Raw genomic sequence first — 16,793 nt, 5'->3', positions numbered from 1 at the left:
AACCGATGGACCAAGCGATGTCGTTGCGACGGACGATGGACGGATCTGCCGGACCGGAGCCGCCCGCGGTGCAGGTGATCGCCGTGACGAGCGGAAAAGGGGGCGTCGGGAAGACCAACGTGGTTGCGAACCTCGCGGTGGCGCTCGCCCAGAACGGCAAGCGGGTGCTCGTGCTGGACGCGGATCTCGGGCTCGGCAACCTCGACGTGCTCCTGGGGCTCGTTCCCCGGTTCACGCTCGAGCACGTGCTGACCGGCGGGATGCGGCTCCCTGAGATCCTGCTGTCCGGGCCGGCCGGCATCGGCATCCTGCCGGCGAGCTCGGGGATCCACGACCTGACTGCCTTGACCGTGGACCAGCAGATCCGCCTCCAGGATGAATTGGATCGGATGGCCGCCGGGATCGATCTCCTCCTGATCGACACCGGCGCAGGCATCTCCTCGAACGTCCTCTTCTTTGCGGCGGCCGCACAAGAAATCCTCGTCGTCGCCTCCCCGGAGCCGACCTCCATGACCGACGCGTACGCCGTCATGAAGGTCCTGTCCCTCCGGTATGCGGAGACGCGTTTCCGCCTGCTCGTGAACCGTGCACGGAACCAACGAGAGGGGTTGGAGGTCTACCGCAAGATCGGCTTGGTGGCCGACCGCTTTCTCAACATCTCCATCGACTACGTCGGCTTCGTCCCCGAGGACGACTATGTCCCCTTGTCGGTATGCCGGCAGCGAGCGGTCGTGGACGTCTATCCGCATGCGCCGGCCAGCGAGGAGTTCCGGCGATTGGCTCGTCATGTCGAACGCTGGACGCCGGCCCGCCCGAAGGGAAGCGTCCAGTTCTTCTGGCAGCGGCTGATCGCACCGGTGTCGTGAGCATGGAACGATCGACAAGGAGCGCCCGATGAATCAGACTTCCGGCGTGAAGACGTTACAGGAGAATTGGAAGCAGGAGGCCGAGCGCGAGCGGCTCATCCGGGAGTTCGCGCCCGTGATCAAGGCCATCGCGCATCGCCTCGCCTTTCGGCTCCCGGCGCATCTGGACGTCGACGACCTCGTCTCGGTCGGGATCATGGGCTTGATGGATGCCATGACGAAGTACGATCCCACGCGGGAGGCCAAGTTCAAGACGTACGCCGAGTTCCGCATTCGGGGCGCGATGCTGGACGAGATTCGGTCGATGGATTGGGTTCCGCGCTCGGTGCACGAGCGCGTCTCGCTGCTGGAGCGCACCCACGCGGCGCTCTTGAACCGGCTGGGCCGGCCGCCCAGCGAGGAAGAGCTGGCGGAAGCCTTGAAGTTGTCGGCCGGGGAGCTCGCCGAGCTCATGAGCCGAGCGCAGGGCGCCGTGATGGTGAGCCTGGACGACCTCGGGGTTCAGGAAACGGACGGGCGGAAGATCGTGACGATGCTGGCCGACCACGACCATCCGGACCCTCTGGCGCTCGTGGTGACGGAGAATCGGCGGGCCCTGCTCACGGCGGCCATCGAGCAGTTGCCGAGAAAAGAGCGGTTGGTGCTGACGCTCTATTACTGCGAGGAGCTCACGATGAAGGAGATCGGGCGCATCTTGAACGTCACGGAATCCCGGGTCTGCCAGCTCCACACGAAGGCGATCCTGTCGCTGAAAGCGCGGCTGAACGCGCTGGACGAGAGCCGGTAAATTCTGCCGCCCTGAAAGACCTGCCGGGTGGTCCGCGGTGCGCGACGGCCCAGCATGCGAGGAGAGCCGAGAATTCCACCGGTTGCCGTCGACGACGGGAGGCGGTCACGCGCTGGACGATGGCACTTGCCTTGCTTTTGTCGAATGGGCGGCTAGAAAAGGAGTCGGGCATGAATCGAGGCATCTATCCCATTCTGTCGGGCGCATTGGCGCAGGAACGCCAGATCCAAGTCTTTTCGAACAACGTGGCCAACGTGAACACCGCCGGGTTCAAGGAGGATGAATCGCTGTTCCGCTCGGTCTTCACGCGGTCGCTTGCCGGCCGCTCGGCGTCGGGGCCCCAGGAACGCGTGTTCGTGAACGCGCATGGGGTGAAGACGGTGTTCGACGCCGGCCGGCTGCGCCGAACCGGCAACCCCTTCGACCTGGCGATCCGCGGGTCGGGGTTTTTCGAAATCCACACGAAACAGGGCACGCGGTACACCCGGAACGGCCTGTTTCACCTGGACGGCCGGCGTCGATTGGTGACGGAGGGCGGCGATCCGGTCATGGGGCTTCGGGGTGAGATCACGGTGAAAGCGGGTGACGTCCACGTCGGCCCGGGCGGGACCGTGACCGTCAACGGGGAGGAAGTGGCAAGGATCAAGATCGTCGATTTCCCTGATGCGAAGGCGGCGAAGGTCGGCGATGGACTCTTCATCGGGATGAACCCGAAGGCGGCCAAGGACGCGGTCGTCGAGCCCGGTTACCTCGAGGAGTCAAACGTGAACGCGCTCGCCGAGATGGTCAAGCTGATCCAAGGGATGCGGCTGTATGAGTCCGCCCAGAAGCTGATCCAAACCTTCGATCGCATGACCGAGCGCGTGGTGGAAGACGTGGGACGGGTGGGGTAGGGAATTGAAGTGCTGAGTGCCGAGCGATGAGTGCTGAGTGATGAATTGGGATGAAGGAAGAGAATAGAAGTGCTGAGTGCTGAATGATGATCGGGACAAGGGAAGGGAACGGAAGTGCTGAGCGATGAGTGCTGAGTGATGAATCGGGGCGAAGGACGCTCGGTGTCCGGCATTCATCACTCATCGCTCTGCACTCATCATTCGTCAACCGGAGGTGACCGATGATTCGTGCGATGTGGACGGCGGCGACGGGGATGACGGCGCAGCAACTGAACGTGGACACGATCGCCCACAATCTCGCGAACGTCAACACCAACGCGTTCAAGCGCAGCCGAGCGGAGTTCGCCGACCTGCTCTATCAAATTCAACGGATGCCGGGCACGAACGCCTCCAATATCGGCGTCTTTCCGGTGGGCGTCCAGGTCGGGGCGGGCGTGCGGCCGGTCACGGTCTCGAAGGAATGGGTGCAGGGCAACCTGCGCCAGACCGGCAATGAGCTGGACATCGCGATCGACGGGCCGGGATTCTTCCAGGTCCAGCGCCCCGACGGCACGATCATGTATACGCGCAACGGCTCGTTCAAGCGGGACAACGTCGGCAATCTGGTGACCGGTGACGGAGACGTCTTGAACCCCGTCATCACGATTCCGTCCGGCGCATTGAAAGTGGACATCGGGCAGGACGGGACCGTCTCGGTCCTGCTCCCCGGGGTGACGCAGGCCTCGCAGGTCGGTCAGATCCAGCTCACGCGATTCGACAACCCGGCCGGTCTCGTCGCGATCGGCAACAACTTGTTTCTCGACAGCTTCGCCTCCGGCCCGCCGACACAGGGCGTCCCGGGCTTCTCGACGGGGTTCGGCCAGATCCAGCAAGGCTTCCTCGAGAGCTCCAACGTGAACCTGGCCGAAGAGATGGTCAACATGATCATCGCGCAGCGCAGTTATGAGATCAACTCGAAGGCGATTCAGGCGGCCGACGACATGATGGGAATCGCGAACAATCTCAGACGCTAGGTCCGGGGAGAGGCAATGCGCAGCAGCCGGGTGCGAATGGTCATCGCCGGGTGGGTCCTGTGGTTGGGTTTGGCTTCGGCGCTCTGCCCCGCTCCGGCGCCTGCGGCCAAGTCGAGGCCGGCGGCGAGAGGGACGCAGGTGGTCCCGCTCGAGCAGCTCCAACAGGTGATCGGCGACTACGTCAAGGCGCAGCCGGAGCTCAAGCTCGACGAGCTTCAGGTGACCGTCGTGGATCCCGTCGGCCCGGTGTCCGTGCCGTCCGGCAAGCTCGCTCTTCGCGTGCTGCCCAACGCTCCGATCGACGCGTTCGGCCGCCGCACGTTCGAAGTGGCCATTGCGGTCGACGGAAAGCCCGTGCAGACGGTGCACGTGTCCGCGGACCTGCTGGCCTTCGTCGAGGTGCTGATGCCGACGCGGGTCATCCGCACCGACGAGGTGATTCAGGCGGACGATGTGACGACCGGGCGGATCCCGGTCACCGTCCTCCCCCGTCAGGTGTTGACCGATCCCGCCGAAGCGGTCGGCAAACGCGCGGTGCGTCCGTTGGCTCCTCAGGCGGCGATCAGCACATCGGCCGTCGGGACCCCCTATGCCGTCCGCAAGGGGGAGCGCGTGACCATCGAGGCGAGGCGTGGAGGACTCATCGTCCAGACTACGGGGATCACGAAGGCCGTCGGACAACTCGGGCAGAGCATCCCGGTGACGAATCAGGACTCCGGCAAGGAGATCCGCGCCACGGTCGTCGGACCCGGGCTCGTGCGGGTCGGGTTTTGAGCGTGTCACTGCGGGCCGGACATCCGGGAGGGTGTGCAGCATGACCTGTGGTAAGGCGCAGCGGACCGGCTTTCTCCCGGTGTACGCCCTCGTGGTGGCCATCGCGACGGCCTGTTCCTGTTCCTCACCGCCGCCGAGCTCGAAGCTGATCGTGCCGCCCATCCCCCCGCCGAAAACCACCGGGTCCCTCTGGCAGGAGGAGAATGGGCGCGCCTATCTCTACGAAGACATGCGCGCCATGCGGGTCGGCGACATCATCACGATCAAGATCAGCGAGAACCACAAGGGATCGAAGAGCGCGGACACGAAGGCGGAGCGGGAATCGACGCTGACCAACAGCGTCGACGGCGGCGCGGTCGGGACGATCGGGATCCCGGGAGTCCGATTGGGCGCGGAAGCGCAGCGGGGCTTGGCCATCGACGCCAGCTCGAAGAACAAATTCGGCGGCAAGGGCTCGACGAACCGCGCGGATACCCTGACCGGCACCCTGTCCGCCATGGTCACCGAGGTGCTTCCGAACGGCGATCTCCGGGTCGAGGGCCGGCGGGAAGTCGTCGTCAACAGCGAGAAGCAGTTGATGACGCTCAGCGGCATCGTCCGGCGCGTCGATGTGGACACGAAGAATACCGTCGTCTCCTCGGCGATCGCGGAAGCCAAGATCGAATACTCCGGGCTCGGCGTGGTGGACGACGTTCAACGGCCGGGCTGGTTCGTTCGCGTGCTGGACTGGATCTACCCGTTCTAGCCCGCATTATTCATGGCGGTTCGTGACGAAACCGCCAAGACGCCAGGCGAGACGGGCGCGCGGAGCCCCGAGCGGCCGAGGCGTACTTGAAACGGTACGGTGAGGCTGGGCGGGGCGAGCCCGCCCGCTTGGGTGCATACCCCGCACCCAAGCTCGTCGCAGCGGCGTATCGGCGGTTGCAGTAGAAGCGTTCATGAATACTGCGGGCTAAGGAGCAAGAGGCTTCTCTGATGGAGCGCAAGACGACCCTGAAGCGCGACCGCCGACTGCGGAAGAGCGGACGGAGAGGTTCGAATGGACGGCGAGCCGCCGCGGCCCCGGTCAGTCAGCTCGAGAAGTTCTTACGGCGCTATCGTCTGCTCGTCTGGCTGCTGGCCGCCGTCTTTGTCGGCGGGCCTTCGGCGGAGGCGGCACGGATCAAAGACGTCGCGATGATCGAAGGGGTCCGCGAGAACCAACTGATCGGGTACGGCTTGGTCGTGGGGCTCGATCGGACCGGGGATCAGGTGATCGGCGGGCAATTCACGATCCAGGCCATGATGTCGATGTTGAACAAGATGGGGATCAATCTCGTCATCGATCCCATCCAGTTGCTGACGCGGAACATCGCCTCGGTCATGGTCACGGCCAAACTGCCTCCGTTCGCCAAGCCGGGCATGACGCTCGACGCCGTGGTCTCCTCGATGGCCAACGCCAAGAGCCTCCAGGGGGGCACCCTCCTGCTGACGCCGTTGAAGGCCCCGAACCAACAGGTCTACGCGGTCGCGCAAGGGCCGATCTCCATCGGCGGCTTTCTCGGCGGTAGCGGCGGGGCGGGCGGGAGCACCGTCGTGAAGAATCACCAGGCGGCGGGGACGGTACCGGGCGGGGCGATCGTGGAAAAGGAAGTGGCGGTCAACATCGACGCGTGGGAGTCGATCAACATCATGCTACGACAGGCGGACTTCACGACGGCCCTGCGGGTCAGCGAAGCCATCGACGGGGTGTTCGGAGTGGGAACCGCCGTCGCCGTCAATTCGGGGCACATTCGTTCGGCCATTCCCCCGGCCTTTCAAGGGAGGGTCGTTCAGTACGTGGCGACGCTCGAAGGCCTCGATGTCTCGGTCGACGTGCCGGCAAAAGTCGTGGTGAACGAGCGGACCGGGACGGTCGTGCTCGGCGAGCATGTCCGGCTGTCCACGTGCGCGATCTCGCACGGCAATCTGAGCATCGCGGTCAAATCGACGCTGAACGTCTCGCAGCCGCCGGCTCCGATCATCGGCTCGACCGCCGGGCAGACGGTCGTCACCCCCGATGTCCAAACCGAGATCAAGGAGGAGCAGTCCCGGTTGGTTGTGGTGGATGAGACGGTCACGCTCGGAGAGGTGGTCCGGGCGCTCAACGCGGTGGGGGTGACGCCCCGGGACTTGGTCGCGATCCTCTCGGCGCTCAAGGCGGCCGGAGCACTGCAAGCAAACCTTGAAATTATATGACATACTTAAAGTAATGGATGAATGATGGATGATCGCGGTGACGGTTGGGGTGTCCTTTCGTTGCACGGCGGTGTTCCGGTGGTGCCGCAGACGGCTCCGGCTGAGCAGGCCGCGCGGGCGCTCCAGCGGGCATCCCGGGAAAGCCGGGCCCAGCTTCATAAGGCGGCGCAGGAGTTCGAGGCCTTCTTCATCGCTTATCTCATGAAGGTGATGCGGGAAAGCATCCCGACCGGGCTCATCGAGAACAAGGCCGGGGAACAGTTCTACGCGTTCTATGATCAGGAGGTCGGCCGCGCGGCCGCCCAAGCCGGCGGGCTTGGACTGGCCGAATTACTGGAGCAGCAGCTCACGCAAACCGATGAGGGAAGCCCTAAAGGTTCGAAGGCGAGCGACCGATAGAGAGACGAGGCGATAGCCCTGATCTCCGGACCACCGGTGATCTTCCAGGAGAGGAGTCAGTATGCAGATTTCAGGACACGGCGGAGCCCAGGAACTAGCCCGCCTTCTGCTCGGGGTGCAGGAGGTCGAGCGGCCGGTGCAGCCGGGGGCTTCCCCCGCCCAGCCACGCGAGGACCAGGTTCGCATCTCGGCCGATGCCAAGGAAATCCTTCGGATCAAAGGCATGACCGACGAGGGTGATGCCGCACGAGCCGAACGCCTGGAACGGATTCGACGGGCGGTGGACGGCGGCACCTATGACGTCCATGGCCGCACCGTGGCCGACAGCCTGATCCGGCACGTGCTGACCGACGCCGTGCTGTAGAAGGGCGGCACGAACAGATGGACGGAACATTCCACGCCGAGGTCGAGACGCTGCACGAGGTGCTCGCCGCGATGGCACAGCACACCGCCGAGTTGAAGCGTACATTGGAGGCGGAGCGCGACGCGATCGTCGGCCTCTCGCTGGAGCGCCTCGCCGACGTGACGCAGGCCAAGCTGCGGGTGCTCGAAGGGCTCCGCGTGCTCGAGGCGCGACGGAAGGAGTCGGTGAGTCGGCTGGGTGCGCAATGGCGCATGGACCCGGAGAACCTGACGGTCTCGATGATCGCCGCCCGTACGGGCCCCGGGCTCGGGGAACGGCTCGGCCGGCAAGCTGCGCGGCTGGAGGCCGGTCTTTCCGCTGTCCGGCGCGACAACGCGGTCCTGCGGCATGTCGTCGATCGATCCGTCAGCTTCCTGCAGCAGGTCTTGAGGGCGGTTCAGCCCGAGTCCCCTGATACGGTTCCCCTGTACGGCGAACATGGGGCGGTGTCCGCGCCTGCGCCAGAGGGTGGGCTGTTGCGGAGGAGGGGATAATGTCCGGCATCAGCAATCTCTTCAACATCGGGTGGTCGGGTCTGTCCGCCTACCAAAAATCACTCTCGGTCACGTCCCACAACATGTCGAACGTCCATACCAAAGGCTACTCGCGACAAGAGGCGATCCTGAGCGAGGCGCTGCCGCTGAACGGGCGGCCGGGACAAATCGGCAGCGGGGTGCAGGTCACGCGCATCAAACGGAAGGCCGACGAGCTCGTGAACGCGCAACTGCTTGCTTCCCATGAGGAGCGAGGCAAGTACGATGCGGCGAGCACCGCATTGGCCAGGCTCGAACGTCTCTTCGGTGACTCGCAGGATCAGAGCCTCGGGAGCGATCTCAACGACCTCTTCGCCGCCTTTCAGGATGTCGCGACCAGTCCGTCCGATCTGACGGCTCGGTCCACGCTGCTCTCCAAGGCGCAGGCCCTGGTCGACCGTTTCCATCAGGCCGATCGTACGCTCGTCGATGAGCGGCAAGGATTGGACCGCCAGGTGGCGGAAGCGATCACCGATGTCAACAGGTTGGCGGGACAGATCGCCGATTTGAACAAGAAGATCGAGCAGGCGGAGCTGTCGGGTCAGGATGCCAACGACTTGCGGGATGAGCGCCAGCGGCTGGTGAACGACCTCGGTGCGCTCATCGACGTCTCCACGGTCGAAGATGAGACGGGGCAGATCTCCGTCTTTGTCGGCAGAGGGCAGGTGTTGATCGAGAAAAACCGGGCGAGGACGCTGTCCGGCGTCGCAAATGCGTCCAACAACGGCTTGCTGGACGTGCAGTACGACCAGGCCGGCATCAGCATTTCTTCGGTGATCGACGGCGGGCGGCTGAGAGGGTTGCTCGACGCCCGCGATACCACGATCCCGGGCCTCCAGGGCGACCTGGACATCCTCGCCGCGAACCTCGTGAGCCGAGTGAACGCCCAGCACCAGGTCGGGTACGGACTCGACGGCTCGACCGGCCTCGATTTCTTTACCGCCGGCGGCCTCACGGCCCGCACGATCGCCGTCGCTCTGAGCGATCGCCGGAAAATCGCCGCCTCGGACAGCGCGGCCGGGGTCCCGGGCAACAATGTGAACGCGCTCGCGCTCGCCGACCTGCAGCATGCACCGATCGCCGCGTTGGGCGGCTCCACGGTCAGCGGCTATTACGAAATCACGGCGGCGGGGATCGGATCCGCGGCCAAGAAAGCCGCACACGATCTCGAAGCCCAGGAGCTCGTGCAGGAGCAGTTGGAAGCGCACTGGGCGGAGGTGTCCGGCGTGTCGTTGGACGAAGAGCTGATCAACATGATGAAGTACCAGCGCGCGTTCCAGGCCGCCTCGAAGATCATCACGATGACCGACGAGTTGCTGCAGACGATTCTCGCGATCAAGCGATGAGGGGACGACTGTGCGGGCAGTCGCGGGGGCCCGGGCGAGACGACCGGGCCGCCGGGTCCCCACCACAGGCTCAGGCTGAAGGGGAGTGAGCACATGCGGGTTGCGGATCAGCAGCTCTACGCGGTCTTGTTGGGAAACTTCCAGCGGATCGGACGACGAAGCCTGACGGCTCAGGACCAGGTGTCGTCCGGGAAGCGCGTGACCCGCCCGTCGGATGACCCGATCGCGTTCGGCAACATCGTCGGATACAAATCCGACCTCTCGACGACCGACCAATGGCTGCGGAACGTCTCGTTCGGCACCACCCGGGTCTCCGTCGCCGACGGCACGCTCGGCGAGGTGAGCAACAATCTTGGGCGGATCAAGGAACTGGCCGTACGGGCGCGGAGCGACACGACCAGCGCCGGCGATCGAGACCTCATCGCCGTCGAGGTCCGGGCGCTGCAGCGTGAAATCCTGCGTCTGGCGAATACCGAGGTGAATGGCCAGCGGATCTTTGCGGGAACGCGGACGGACGTCGATCCCTTCGTGCTCGTCTCGGGGGACGTTGTCCAATACATTGGGAACGACGAGACGCAATCGATCGCGGTGGGCAAGGGGCAGACGATTCAGGTCGCACTGCCGGGCAGCCGGGTGTTCACGGGGCCGGGAGCCGATATCTTCGACGGGCTCAGGGACCTGTTGACGGCGCTCGAAACGAATGACGGCTCCGGCATCGCGGCGGGTATCGAGGCCGTCGATGCGGCCATCACCCAAGTGACCGACGCGCAGGGGCAGTTAGGGGCATTCGAAAACCGGCTGGACGGCGCCGAGTCCTCACTGGGGCGGACGCGCGATGCCCGCAAGGCGGCGCTCTCCGGGGTCGAGGACGTCGATGTGGCGGAGGCCTACACGGAGCTGACGCGCCAGCAGATTGCGCTCGAGGCCGCCGCCCGCAGCGCCAATGATCTGTTCGAGACCTCGTTGCTCAAGTTCTTGCGCTAGCACCTGAACGGACCTGTGGGAGCCAGGGAGGGCTGCCATGCTGGTGCTGAGTCGAAAGTCGGGGGAAGGGATCACGATCGGGCCGGACATCCGGGTCGTGGTCGTGGAGATCAAGGGCGGCCAGGTCCGTCTCGGCATCGAGGCGCCGGTGAACGTGAAGGTCCATCGAGACGAAGTCTATGCCCGCATCGTGGAAGAGAATCGGCATGCGGCCGCCACCGGTCCGAGTCCCGCGCTGCTCGAGTCGCTGAGTGAACGGTTCGGAAAACCGCGATGAGGATCGCCACCTCGCGTTTCGGCACGATCGAGTGTCCCGATCAGAGCGTGCTCTCGTTTCCGGACGGCATCCTGGGGTTTCCGCTTTCCAAGCGCTACGTGGTGCTGGACCACGATCGTGACGTCCCCTTCAAATGGTTGCAGTCGGCTGATGAGCCGCACCTCGCGTTCGTGATCGCCGATCCCGTCCTCTTTGCGACCCCGTACGATGTGAGGATCCCTGAAGAGGAGTTGCGTGAGCTGGGGCAGGCAGGGAGCGACGTCCTGGTGTTCGTCCTCGTCACCGTTCGGTCCGAAGATCCTCCCGTCCTGACGGGCAACCTGCGCGGGCCGGTGGTCGTCAATCCACGCACTCGCGCGGCCAGGCAGATCATTCTGCGCGACGACTATCCCACCCGCTGTCCGCTGTCCCTGGCATCGGCCCCCGTCTGAGCGTCACGGCTCTTCTGAACGTAGAAAGGCGGAGGACGCGCCCATCAGGCGCCCGACTAGCCCGCATTATTCATGACGGTTCGTGACGAAACCGCCAAGACGCCAGGCGAACCGGACGCGCGGAGCCCCGAGGGGCCGAGGCGTACTTGACCAGTACGTTGAGGCCATGAGGGGCGAGCCCGCCCGCTTGGGTGCGTAAAACACGCACCCAAGCTGTGTCACAGCGGCGTATCGGCGGGTGCAGGAGAAGCGCTCATGAATAGTGCGGGCTAGGGGGCGGAATGAAGCCACCGTTCGAGCGTGGGGATCAGCCGTGCGAGCGCGTCATCGAGGGCGGCCACGGCGGCATCGACCCCGGTCCAATCGTTCGCCGACCCCATGAGCTCCAGTGCATACGCCGCCTGAACGGCGGCTGGAGCCGAAACCTCCTTCAGTGAGCCTTTCAAGGTATGTGCGGCTGCGCGTACCCCCTGGGCGTCGGATCGGCGGAGGGCGTCGTGAAGCGTGCGGGTCAAACGGGGGCAATCATGGAGAAACAGGTCGATGAGCTCGCGTAAGAGCGCCTCATCGCCATCCAGACGCGCGAGCGCGGCGTCGAAATCCGCCGGTGCGGGCCCCTGGCCGCCCGCTTCGTTGATCATGGGCGACGGCCTTCCGCGAGTGCTCGCGGGCTCATTCTCGATCATGGCGCCCAAGTAGCGTCGGGGACCGAGAAACGCCGGCGCCCTGGCCGCCTTGCGGGATCCAGCGTGCGAGCGTATGCTCCAGCTCCTCGCTTCTCACCGGCTTGGAAATGTAGTCGTCCATCCCGGCCTCCAAGCACCGTTCACGGTCGCCTTGCAAGGCGTTGGCCGTCATCGCGATGACCGGGAGGCGGCGAGCGCCGGAAGCCGCCGAGGTGGAATCTTGTCGGGGTAGGCTCTCCCCCGGGGGCACCCTTCCGGGTCCCTGCCGATCAACCTGCTGAGCCTCGAATTCCCGGATGTGTCGTGTTGCCTGGTACCCATCCATCTCGGGCATCTGGCAGTCCATCAGCACGGCTGCATACGGAATCCGCTTGATCGCATCGACCGCTTCGAGGCCGTTTGCGACGACGTCGACGGCATACCCCAGTTTCTCGAGAATCCGCAGCGCGACTCGCTGATTCACCGGGTTGTCTTCGACCACGAGAACCTTCCCGCGAGTCCGGGCGACACGGCGGATGACCAGGGGGCCGGCCTGTTGGGCGGGAGATGCGACGAGGCCGGCGTCGCTCAGGAGGGTGCCCAGTGCTTCGAGCAGGAGAGGTTGCCGGACCGGCTTGGTGAGAAAGGTGGCGATCCCCGCCCGTCGCACGCGGTCAGCCGGGGCCCAATGACCCAAGGGGACCAGGCCGACCTTCCCCATTCTCGACCCGGCCGGGTGCGCCGCGAGGCGTTCGGCCAATTCCGCGGCCTGCATGCCGGGAAGCACGAGATCGAGGATGACGGCCTCAAAGGGGCGCCCCTCTGCGTCGGCGTGCTGGATCAGAGCGACGGCCTCCTCGGGCGTCGTCGTGCAGGTGGTGGATATGCCCCATGCGCTGGTCATCCGTTGGAGAAGGCCGCAGACGGCGGTGCTGTCGTCCAGTATGAGGACGCGGCGGCCGGCCAAGGCGGCCGGTGGACGCGGCGATGGTCCGGGGGCGGTGGCCCGGGACAAGGGGACCGTGAACCAGAACCGACTGCCTGTCCCCGGCGCGCTATCAAGGCCGATTTGGCCGCCCATCAGCTCCGTGAGTTGCTTACAGATGGCCAAGCCCAGTCCGGTCCCGCCATAGCGCCGGGTCGTCGTGCTGTCCGCTTGGGAGAATGCTTGAAAGAGCCGGCCTTGCGCCTCGTGCGCAATTCCGATCCCCGTATCGACTACGTCGCAGCGAACCTGTAGGGTGGACGCCGTCTCATCGGTCAGGGCGATCGTCACGATGACGTCTCCTGTTTCCGTGAACTTCACGGCGTTGCCGATCAAATTCGTGAGGATCTGACGAAGGCGACCCGGGTCTCCCTTCACCAAGGCGGGAATCGAAGGGTCCACCCAACAGGCCAGCTCCAGCCCCTTCGCCTGCGCGCGCTCGGCGAGCAGCCCTACGGACTCTTCGACTGCCGCGCGCAGATCGAACTCGATGATCTCGAGCTCGAGCTTGCCCGCCTCCGTCTTGGAGAAATCGAGGATATCGTTGATGATGCTCAGCAAGGTCTCCCCCGACTGTCGCACCGCCTCCGCGTATTCGCGCTGCTCGTCGGTCAGCGGGGTGTCCAGCAGCAGGCCGGTCATGCCGATGACGCCGTTCATCGGCGTCCGGATCTCGTGGCTCACGGTGGCGAGGAAGGCCGACTTGACCCGAACCGCCTCCTCGGCTTTCGTCAGCGCCAGGTTGAGCTGCGCGTTGTGGCGCTCGACCGCCTGGGCAAACTGCTTGACGGCCTCCTCGGCGCGCTTGCTCGCCGTCACGTCGACCCCATACCCCCGCACTTGCCGGTGCCCAGGAATCGGGCAGAAGGTCCATGAATACCAGCGCCCTCGAACGAAGACCTCACGATCCTTGACGGGAAGACCGTTGAGGGCTTCGCCGAGGATGGCCGGCAAATTCGGGGGCAAGACGGCCGCGTGGCCGCCCTCGGTGTACCCGAAGTCGGCCAAGAGGCGCATGAGCACTGCGTTGGCGTAGAGCATGTCGCCCTCCGCGTCGAACTCGACGATGGGATAGGGGCTCTCTTCGGGGATCGAGGCCAGCCGCGAATGGTCGTGTTCCAATTCAAGTTGATGGCTCAAGTCGCGGAAACTCAGGAGCGCCCCGACCTCCCCGGGGAGTTGAAGCGGCACGCACTTGCATTCCACGCACTTCACCTGGCCGTTGTGGCACTGGATGATCGTCTGGGGTGCCCAGACAGGCTGCTCGGCGTCAAGGACGCGGGTGATGAGGCAGACCGGGTCCTCGGCGGCGATCGTGCAGTGAATCAAATCGTGCAGGCGACGACCCCGGCAGAGGTGTTCGCGCCAACCCAGCAACCGGGCGCCTTCGGGGTTCAGGGACAAGATCCGTCCCGCCGCATCCACCGTACACACTCCGACCGTCAATGCCTCCAGGAGCGCGTTGGCAAAGCTGTCCGGAGAATCGCCGAGGAATCGGCCGTCCATGGTCATGAGGCGCTCCCCGTCATGCCACGCCTTCCAGATAGGGCACGACGTCACAGGCCTCGCGGGCGGGATCGAGGTCACGGCGGATGGTCTTGGCCCGGCCCGCCTCATCCGGCGCCGACAGGTCGAGCAGCAGGGGCTCGGCATACAGGCGCCCTTTGGGGTCGGTGATCAACTTGACCGAGGGCTTCAAGCTGACGCTTGGATTCACGGCCACGACGACCGCCCGCTCGCCGGTATTGAGCTCGACGACGCTGCCGATGGGATAGACGCCCAGACACTGAATGACCTGCTCGACGAGCACGGGGCTGAATTGTTTCGCAAGCCCCAGTTGATAGAGTCGTCGGATGGCCTGCGGCGGGGGAATGGCGGGACGTCCGCCTCGCGACGTCACCATCGCATCGTACACGTCCATCAATCCGACCAGTTGGCTTTCAGGCGCAAGGGCCTCCCCGGCGAGTTGGCACGGGTAGCCGGAGCCGTCGATCCGCTCATGGTGCTGGACGAGGATGTGCCGAACCACCGCGGGGACGTCCCCCGCACCCAACATCGCCAGGCCCAGGGTCGGATGCTGTTGCATGACGGTCCGCTCATAATCGAGCAGCTCGCCGGCTTTCCTGAACAGATTGCGTGGCAGACGCATCTCGCCGATGTCGTGGAGCAGGGCGCCGAGCGCGAGCTCTTCGAGCCGGACCGGGTCCAGACCCTGCTCGATGCCCACGGCCATCGACAACACACTCACATCGACGACATGTGCAAAGAGATTGCGATCGTACCGCTGCAACTGTTGCAAGCGGACTGCGGCGAGCGCCGCGGCACGGTGCTCGGTGAGCCGATCGCGGATGCGTCCCACCATGCTGCGCAGGGCGGGAGTGTCGATCCGCGCGGCCGTGGTCGTTCCGGCGAACATCCGCTCGACCGCCGACACCGCCTCCGCATGGACGAGCCGTGCGATCTTCATGTCCTTTCGGCTCGGGACGGCGGCCGGGCTCGGGCCATGTATCCGCAGAGGAGGCGGAGAGGCCGGCTCGGGAAGGTCCGGCCCGGGGCGCGCGACGGCGGGCGGGGCCTGGGCCTCGACCTCTTCACTCTTGCTGAAATCCACGACCACGCGGCGAATGCCGTGCCGCTTGAGGATCTCGATCTCGCCCTCGTCACGGAGCACGAAGCGATGGCGGAAAAACGGCGTGGTCAGCCAGGAGCGGTCCAACCGTTCCACGAACATGCCCGGCCGCAATTCCTCGATCGGGATCGTGCGCACACTCGAATGATCCGGCGGCATGGCCTCTTGCTCCTGTACGCGCCCAGCCCGGGACGGCTCTTCGGTGTAGCCGAGGCGACGGTCCGCTTGAAAGGCGGCGGACACGGCTCCCGGCTCCATCTCAGGAGTTATCGGTGCCGCTGGGGCGCGGCTTTAATTCATCCGCGGTGCACGGTGCCCCTCAAGCCCCGCCGTCACGAGGCCGATAAGGAACCGCATGCGGAAGACCATCCCGTTGGAACAACTCACCGTCGGCATGTCGGTCGTCGGCATGGATCAGTCGTGGCTGAAAACGCCGTTTCTCCGCCACCACATGCGGATCACCCGACCGGATCAGATCGAGAAGCTCAAACGGGCGGGCGTTCGGTTCGTCGACGTCGAGGCCGAAGAGCTTCCGCCGCGGTGCGCGGAAGGGACGCCGTCCGGGGCGCCCGGGGCGGCCCTCATCCAGGCGGCCCAAGAAGCGGAAGACGCAGCGGCCGACCGCCATGCCGCTGAACCCGAGGAACTGGAAGCCGCCAGGCAGGTGTACGACCGGGCCAAAGAAGTCGTGCAGCAGGCGATGAGCGACGCCCGAACCGGGCGCGCGATCAATACCGACGAGGTGTCGCGGGTGGTGACCGGCTTGGTGGACAACATCCTGCAAAGCCCCGACGCGCTCGTGAGTCTGTCGCGGCTCAAGAGTTTCGACGAATACACGTTCTTCCATTCGGTCAATACGTCGGTCTTGGCCCTGGCCTTGGGGCGAAAGATCGGGATGGGACGCGACGGCCTCGAGCGGCTCGGTGCCGGGGCGTTGCTCCATGACATCGGGAAGACGAAGATCCCGGTGGAGCTGCTCAACAAGCCCGGCCGTTACGAGACGTGGGAGTTCGAGATCGTGAAGCAACACGCGCTCCGCGGAGTGGAGATTCTCTCCCGCGTGCCGGAGTATCAGGATGAGGTCATCCGCCCGGCTCTCGAGCATCATGAACGGGTGGACGGGACCGGCTATCCCTTCGGGCGCAGCAAGGCCGAGCTGACCCAGTTCGGGCTGATTGCGAGCGTCGTCGATATCTACGATGCGATGACCAGCGACCGTTGCTATCACCGCGCGATGCCGGCTCATCGTGCGCTCCAATTTCTCTATGACCTGGGGCAGCGGGGGCATTTGGACTCCCTGTTGGTCCAGCGCTTCATTCAGTGCGTGGGGGTCTATCCCGTGGGCTCGTGTGTGCTGCTGGACACCGGCGAGATCGGCATCGTCGCCCGCGTGCACCATGAGCGGCCGGTCGAACCGGAGCTGATCATCGTGCGCGATCCAAGCCTCGAGCGAACGCCGCCCACCCGAGTGAATCTGAGCGAGCAGACGAGAAAGCCCATCCGAACAATCCTCGGCGTGGTGAATGCCGAGGAGCACCGGATCGACGTCAGCGCCTACCTCGATACCGATTCCAACGTCTGATCAGGGTCC

Annotated in this window: 18 protein-coding genes; 15 read left to right on the top strand and 3 right to left on the bottom strand. The window is 65.2% G+C overall.

The features are described 5' to 3' along the window. Positions 1-5 precede the first annotated feature (5 nt). The 14 genes from ACWHYV_RS13730 to fliW all read left to right on the top strand — a co-directional run bounded on the left by ACWHYV_RS13730 (position 6) and on the right by fliW (position 10,923). On the top strand, positions 6-866 hold the full coding sequence (locus ACWHYV_RS13730; protein ID WP_447977058.1) for a MinD/ParA family protein: 861 nt from the start codon (positions 6-8) through the stop codon (positions 864-866). A 28-nt stretch (positions 867-894) separates the two neighbouring features. Further along, a complete protein-coding gene (locus ACWHYV_RS13725; RefSeq protein ID WP_447977057.1) occupies positions 895-1,653 on the top strand; it encodes a FliA/WhiG family RNA polymerase sigma factor in 759 nt (252 codons plus the stop codon). A gap of 170 nt (positions 1,654-1,823) precedes the next feature. Then, positions 1,824-2,546, top strand: coding sequence for a flagellar basal-body rod protein FlgF (gene flgF, locus ACWHYV_RS13720; RefSeq protein WP_447977056.1), 723 nt, complete (start codon positions 1,824-1,826; stop codon positions 2,544-2,546). 221 nt (positions 2,547-2,767) lie between these two features. Then, on the top strand, positions 2,768-3,559 hold the full coding sequence (flgG, locus tag ACWHYV_RS13715; RefSeq protein ID WP_447977055.1) for a flagellar basal-body rod protein FlgG: 792 nt from the start codon (positions 2,768-2,770) through the stop codon (positions 3,557-3,559). Positions 3,560-3,574: 15 nt separating this feature from the next. Then, the gene (gene flgA / locus ACWHYV_RS13710; RefSeq protein WP_447977054.1) at positions 3,575-4,333 is read left to right on the top strand and encodes a flagellar basal body P-ring formation chaperone FlgA; all 759 of its coding nucleotides are present in this window, start codon (positions 3,575-3,577) and stop codon (positions 4,331-4,333) included. A gap of 40 nt (positions 4,334-4,373) precedes the next feature. Next, complete coding sequence (locus ACWHYV_RS13705) at positions 4,374-5,078, top strand: flagellar basal body L-ring protein FlgH (protein WP_447977053.1); 705 nt, start codon at positions 4,374-4,376, stop codon at positions 5,076-5,078. A gap of 230 nt (positions 5,079-5,308) precedes the next feature. Beyond that, the gene (locus tag ACWHYV_RS13700) at positions 5,309-6,550 is read left to right on the top strand and encodes a flagellar basal body P-ring protein FlgI (protein ID WP_447977052.1); all 1,242 of its coding nucleotides are present in this window, start codon (positions 5,309-5,311) and stop codon (positions 6,548-6,550) included. A gap of 21 nt (positions 6,551-6,571) precedes the next feature. Beyond that, complete coding sequence (locus ACWHYV_RS13695; protein WP_447977051.1) at positions 6,572-6,949, top strand: rod-binding protein; 378 nt, start codon at positions 6,572-6,574, stop codon at positions 6,947-6,949. 61 nt (positions 6,950-7,010) lie between these two features. Beyond that, the gene (locus tag ACWHYV_RS13690; protein ID WP_447977050.1) at positions 7,011-7,313 is read left to right on the top strand and encodes a flagellar biosynthesis anti-sigma factor FlgM; all 303 of its coding nucleotides are present in this window, start codon (positions 7,011-7,013) and stop codon (positions 7,311-7,313) included. 17 nt (positions 7,314-7,330) lie between these two features. Next, a complete protein-coding gene (locus ACWHYV_RS13685) occupies positions 7,331-7,846 on the top strand; it encodes a flagellar protein FlgN (protein WP_447977049.1) in 516 nt (171 codons plus the stop codon). Further along, on the top strand, positions 7,846-9,231 hold the full coding sequence (gene flgK / locus ACWHYV_RS13680; protein ID WP_447977048.1) for a flagellar hook-associated protein FlgK: 1,386 nt from the start codon (positions 7,846-7,848) through the stop codon (positions 9,229-9,231). Before ACWHYV_RS13685 ends, flgK begins: the two co-directional genes overlap by 1 nt. Positions 9,232-9,324: 93 nt before the next feature. Then, on the top strand, positions 9,325-10,215 hold the full coding sequence (gene flgL / locus ACWHYV_RS13675) for a flagellar hook-associated protein FlgL (protein WP_447977047.1): 891 nt from the start codon (positions 9,325-9,327) through the stop codon (positions 10,213-10,215). 37 nt (positions 10,216-10,252) lie between these two features. Beyond that, a complete protein-coding gene (csrA, locus tag ACWHYV_RS13670; RefSeq protein WP_447977046.1) occupies positions 10,253-10,492 on the top strand; it encodes a carbon storage regulator CsrA in 240 nt (79 codons plus the stop codon). Then, positions 10,489-10,923, top strand: a complete 435-nt coding sequence (fliW, locus tag ACWHYV_RS13665; protein WP_447977045.1) for a flagellar assembly protein FliW — start codon at positions 10,489-10,491, stop codon at positions 10,921-10,923. Before csrA ends, fliW begins: the two co-directional genes overlap by 4 nt. A gap of 269 nt (positions 10,924-11,192) precedes the next feature. Here fliW and ACWHYV_RS13660 read toward each other — a convergent pair whose 3' ends face one another. Genes ACWHYV_RS13660 through ACWHYV_RS13650 form a run of 3 tightly spaced genes read right to left on the bottom strand, consistent with a single transcriptional unit; the run spans position 11,193 to position 15,445 of the window. Beyond that, positions 11,193-11,564, bottom strand: a complete 372-nt coding sequence (locus tag ACWHYV_RS13660) for an Hpt domain-containing protein (RefSeq protein ID WP_447977044.1) — start codon at positions 11,562-11,564, stop codon at positions 11,193-11,195. Between the two features lie 31 nt (positions 11,565-11,595). Further along, entirely contained in the window at positions 11,596-14,085 is a 2,490-nt protein-coding gene (locus tag ACWHYV_RS13655; RefSeq protein ID WP_447977043.1) for a response regulator, read from the bottom strand. A 13-nt stretch (positions 14,086-14,098) separates the two neighbouring features. Next, positions 14,099-15,445 carry an HD-GYP domain-containing protein gene (locus tag ACWHYV_RS13650; RefSeq protein ID WP_447977042.1) on the bottom strand — a complete coding sequence of 449 codons (1,347 nt, stop codon included), beginning with the start codon at positions 15,443-15,445 and terminating at the stop codon, positions 14,099-14,101. Positions 15,446-15,557: 112 nt separating this feature from the next. On the opposite strand from ACWHYV_RS13650, the gene ACWHYV_RS13645 reads away from it, so the two are divergent. Further along, the gene (locus tag ACWHYV_RS13645) at positions 15,558-16,784 is read left to right on the top strand and encodes an HD-GYP domain-containing protein (protein WP_447977041.1); all 1,227 of its coding nucleotides are present in this window, start codon (positions 15,558-15,560) and stop codon (positions 16,782-16,784) included. The last annotated feature ends 9 nt before the right edge of the window (positions 16,785-16,793 follow it).

Source organism: Candidatus Nitrospira bockiana (assembly GCF_965152565.1).
Note: the sequence above shows the minus strand (reverse complement) of the source record. Positions and strands in the feature narration are given on the sequence as shown.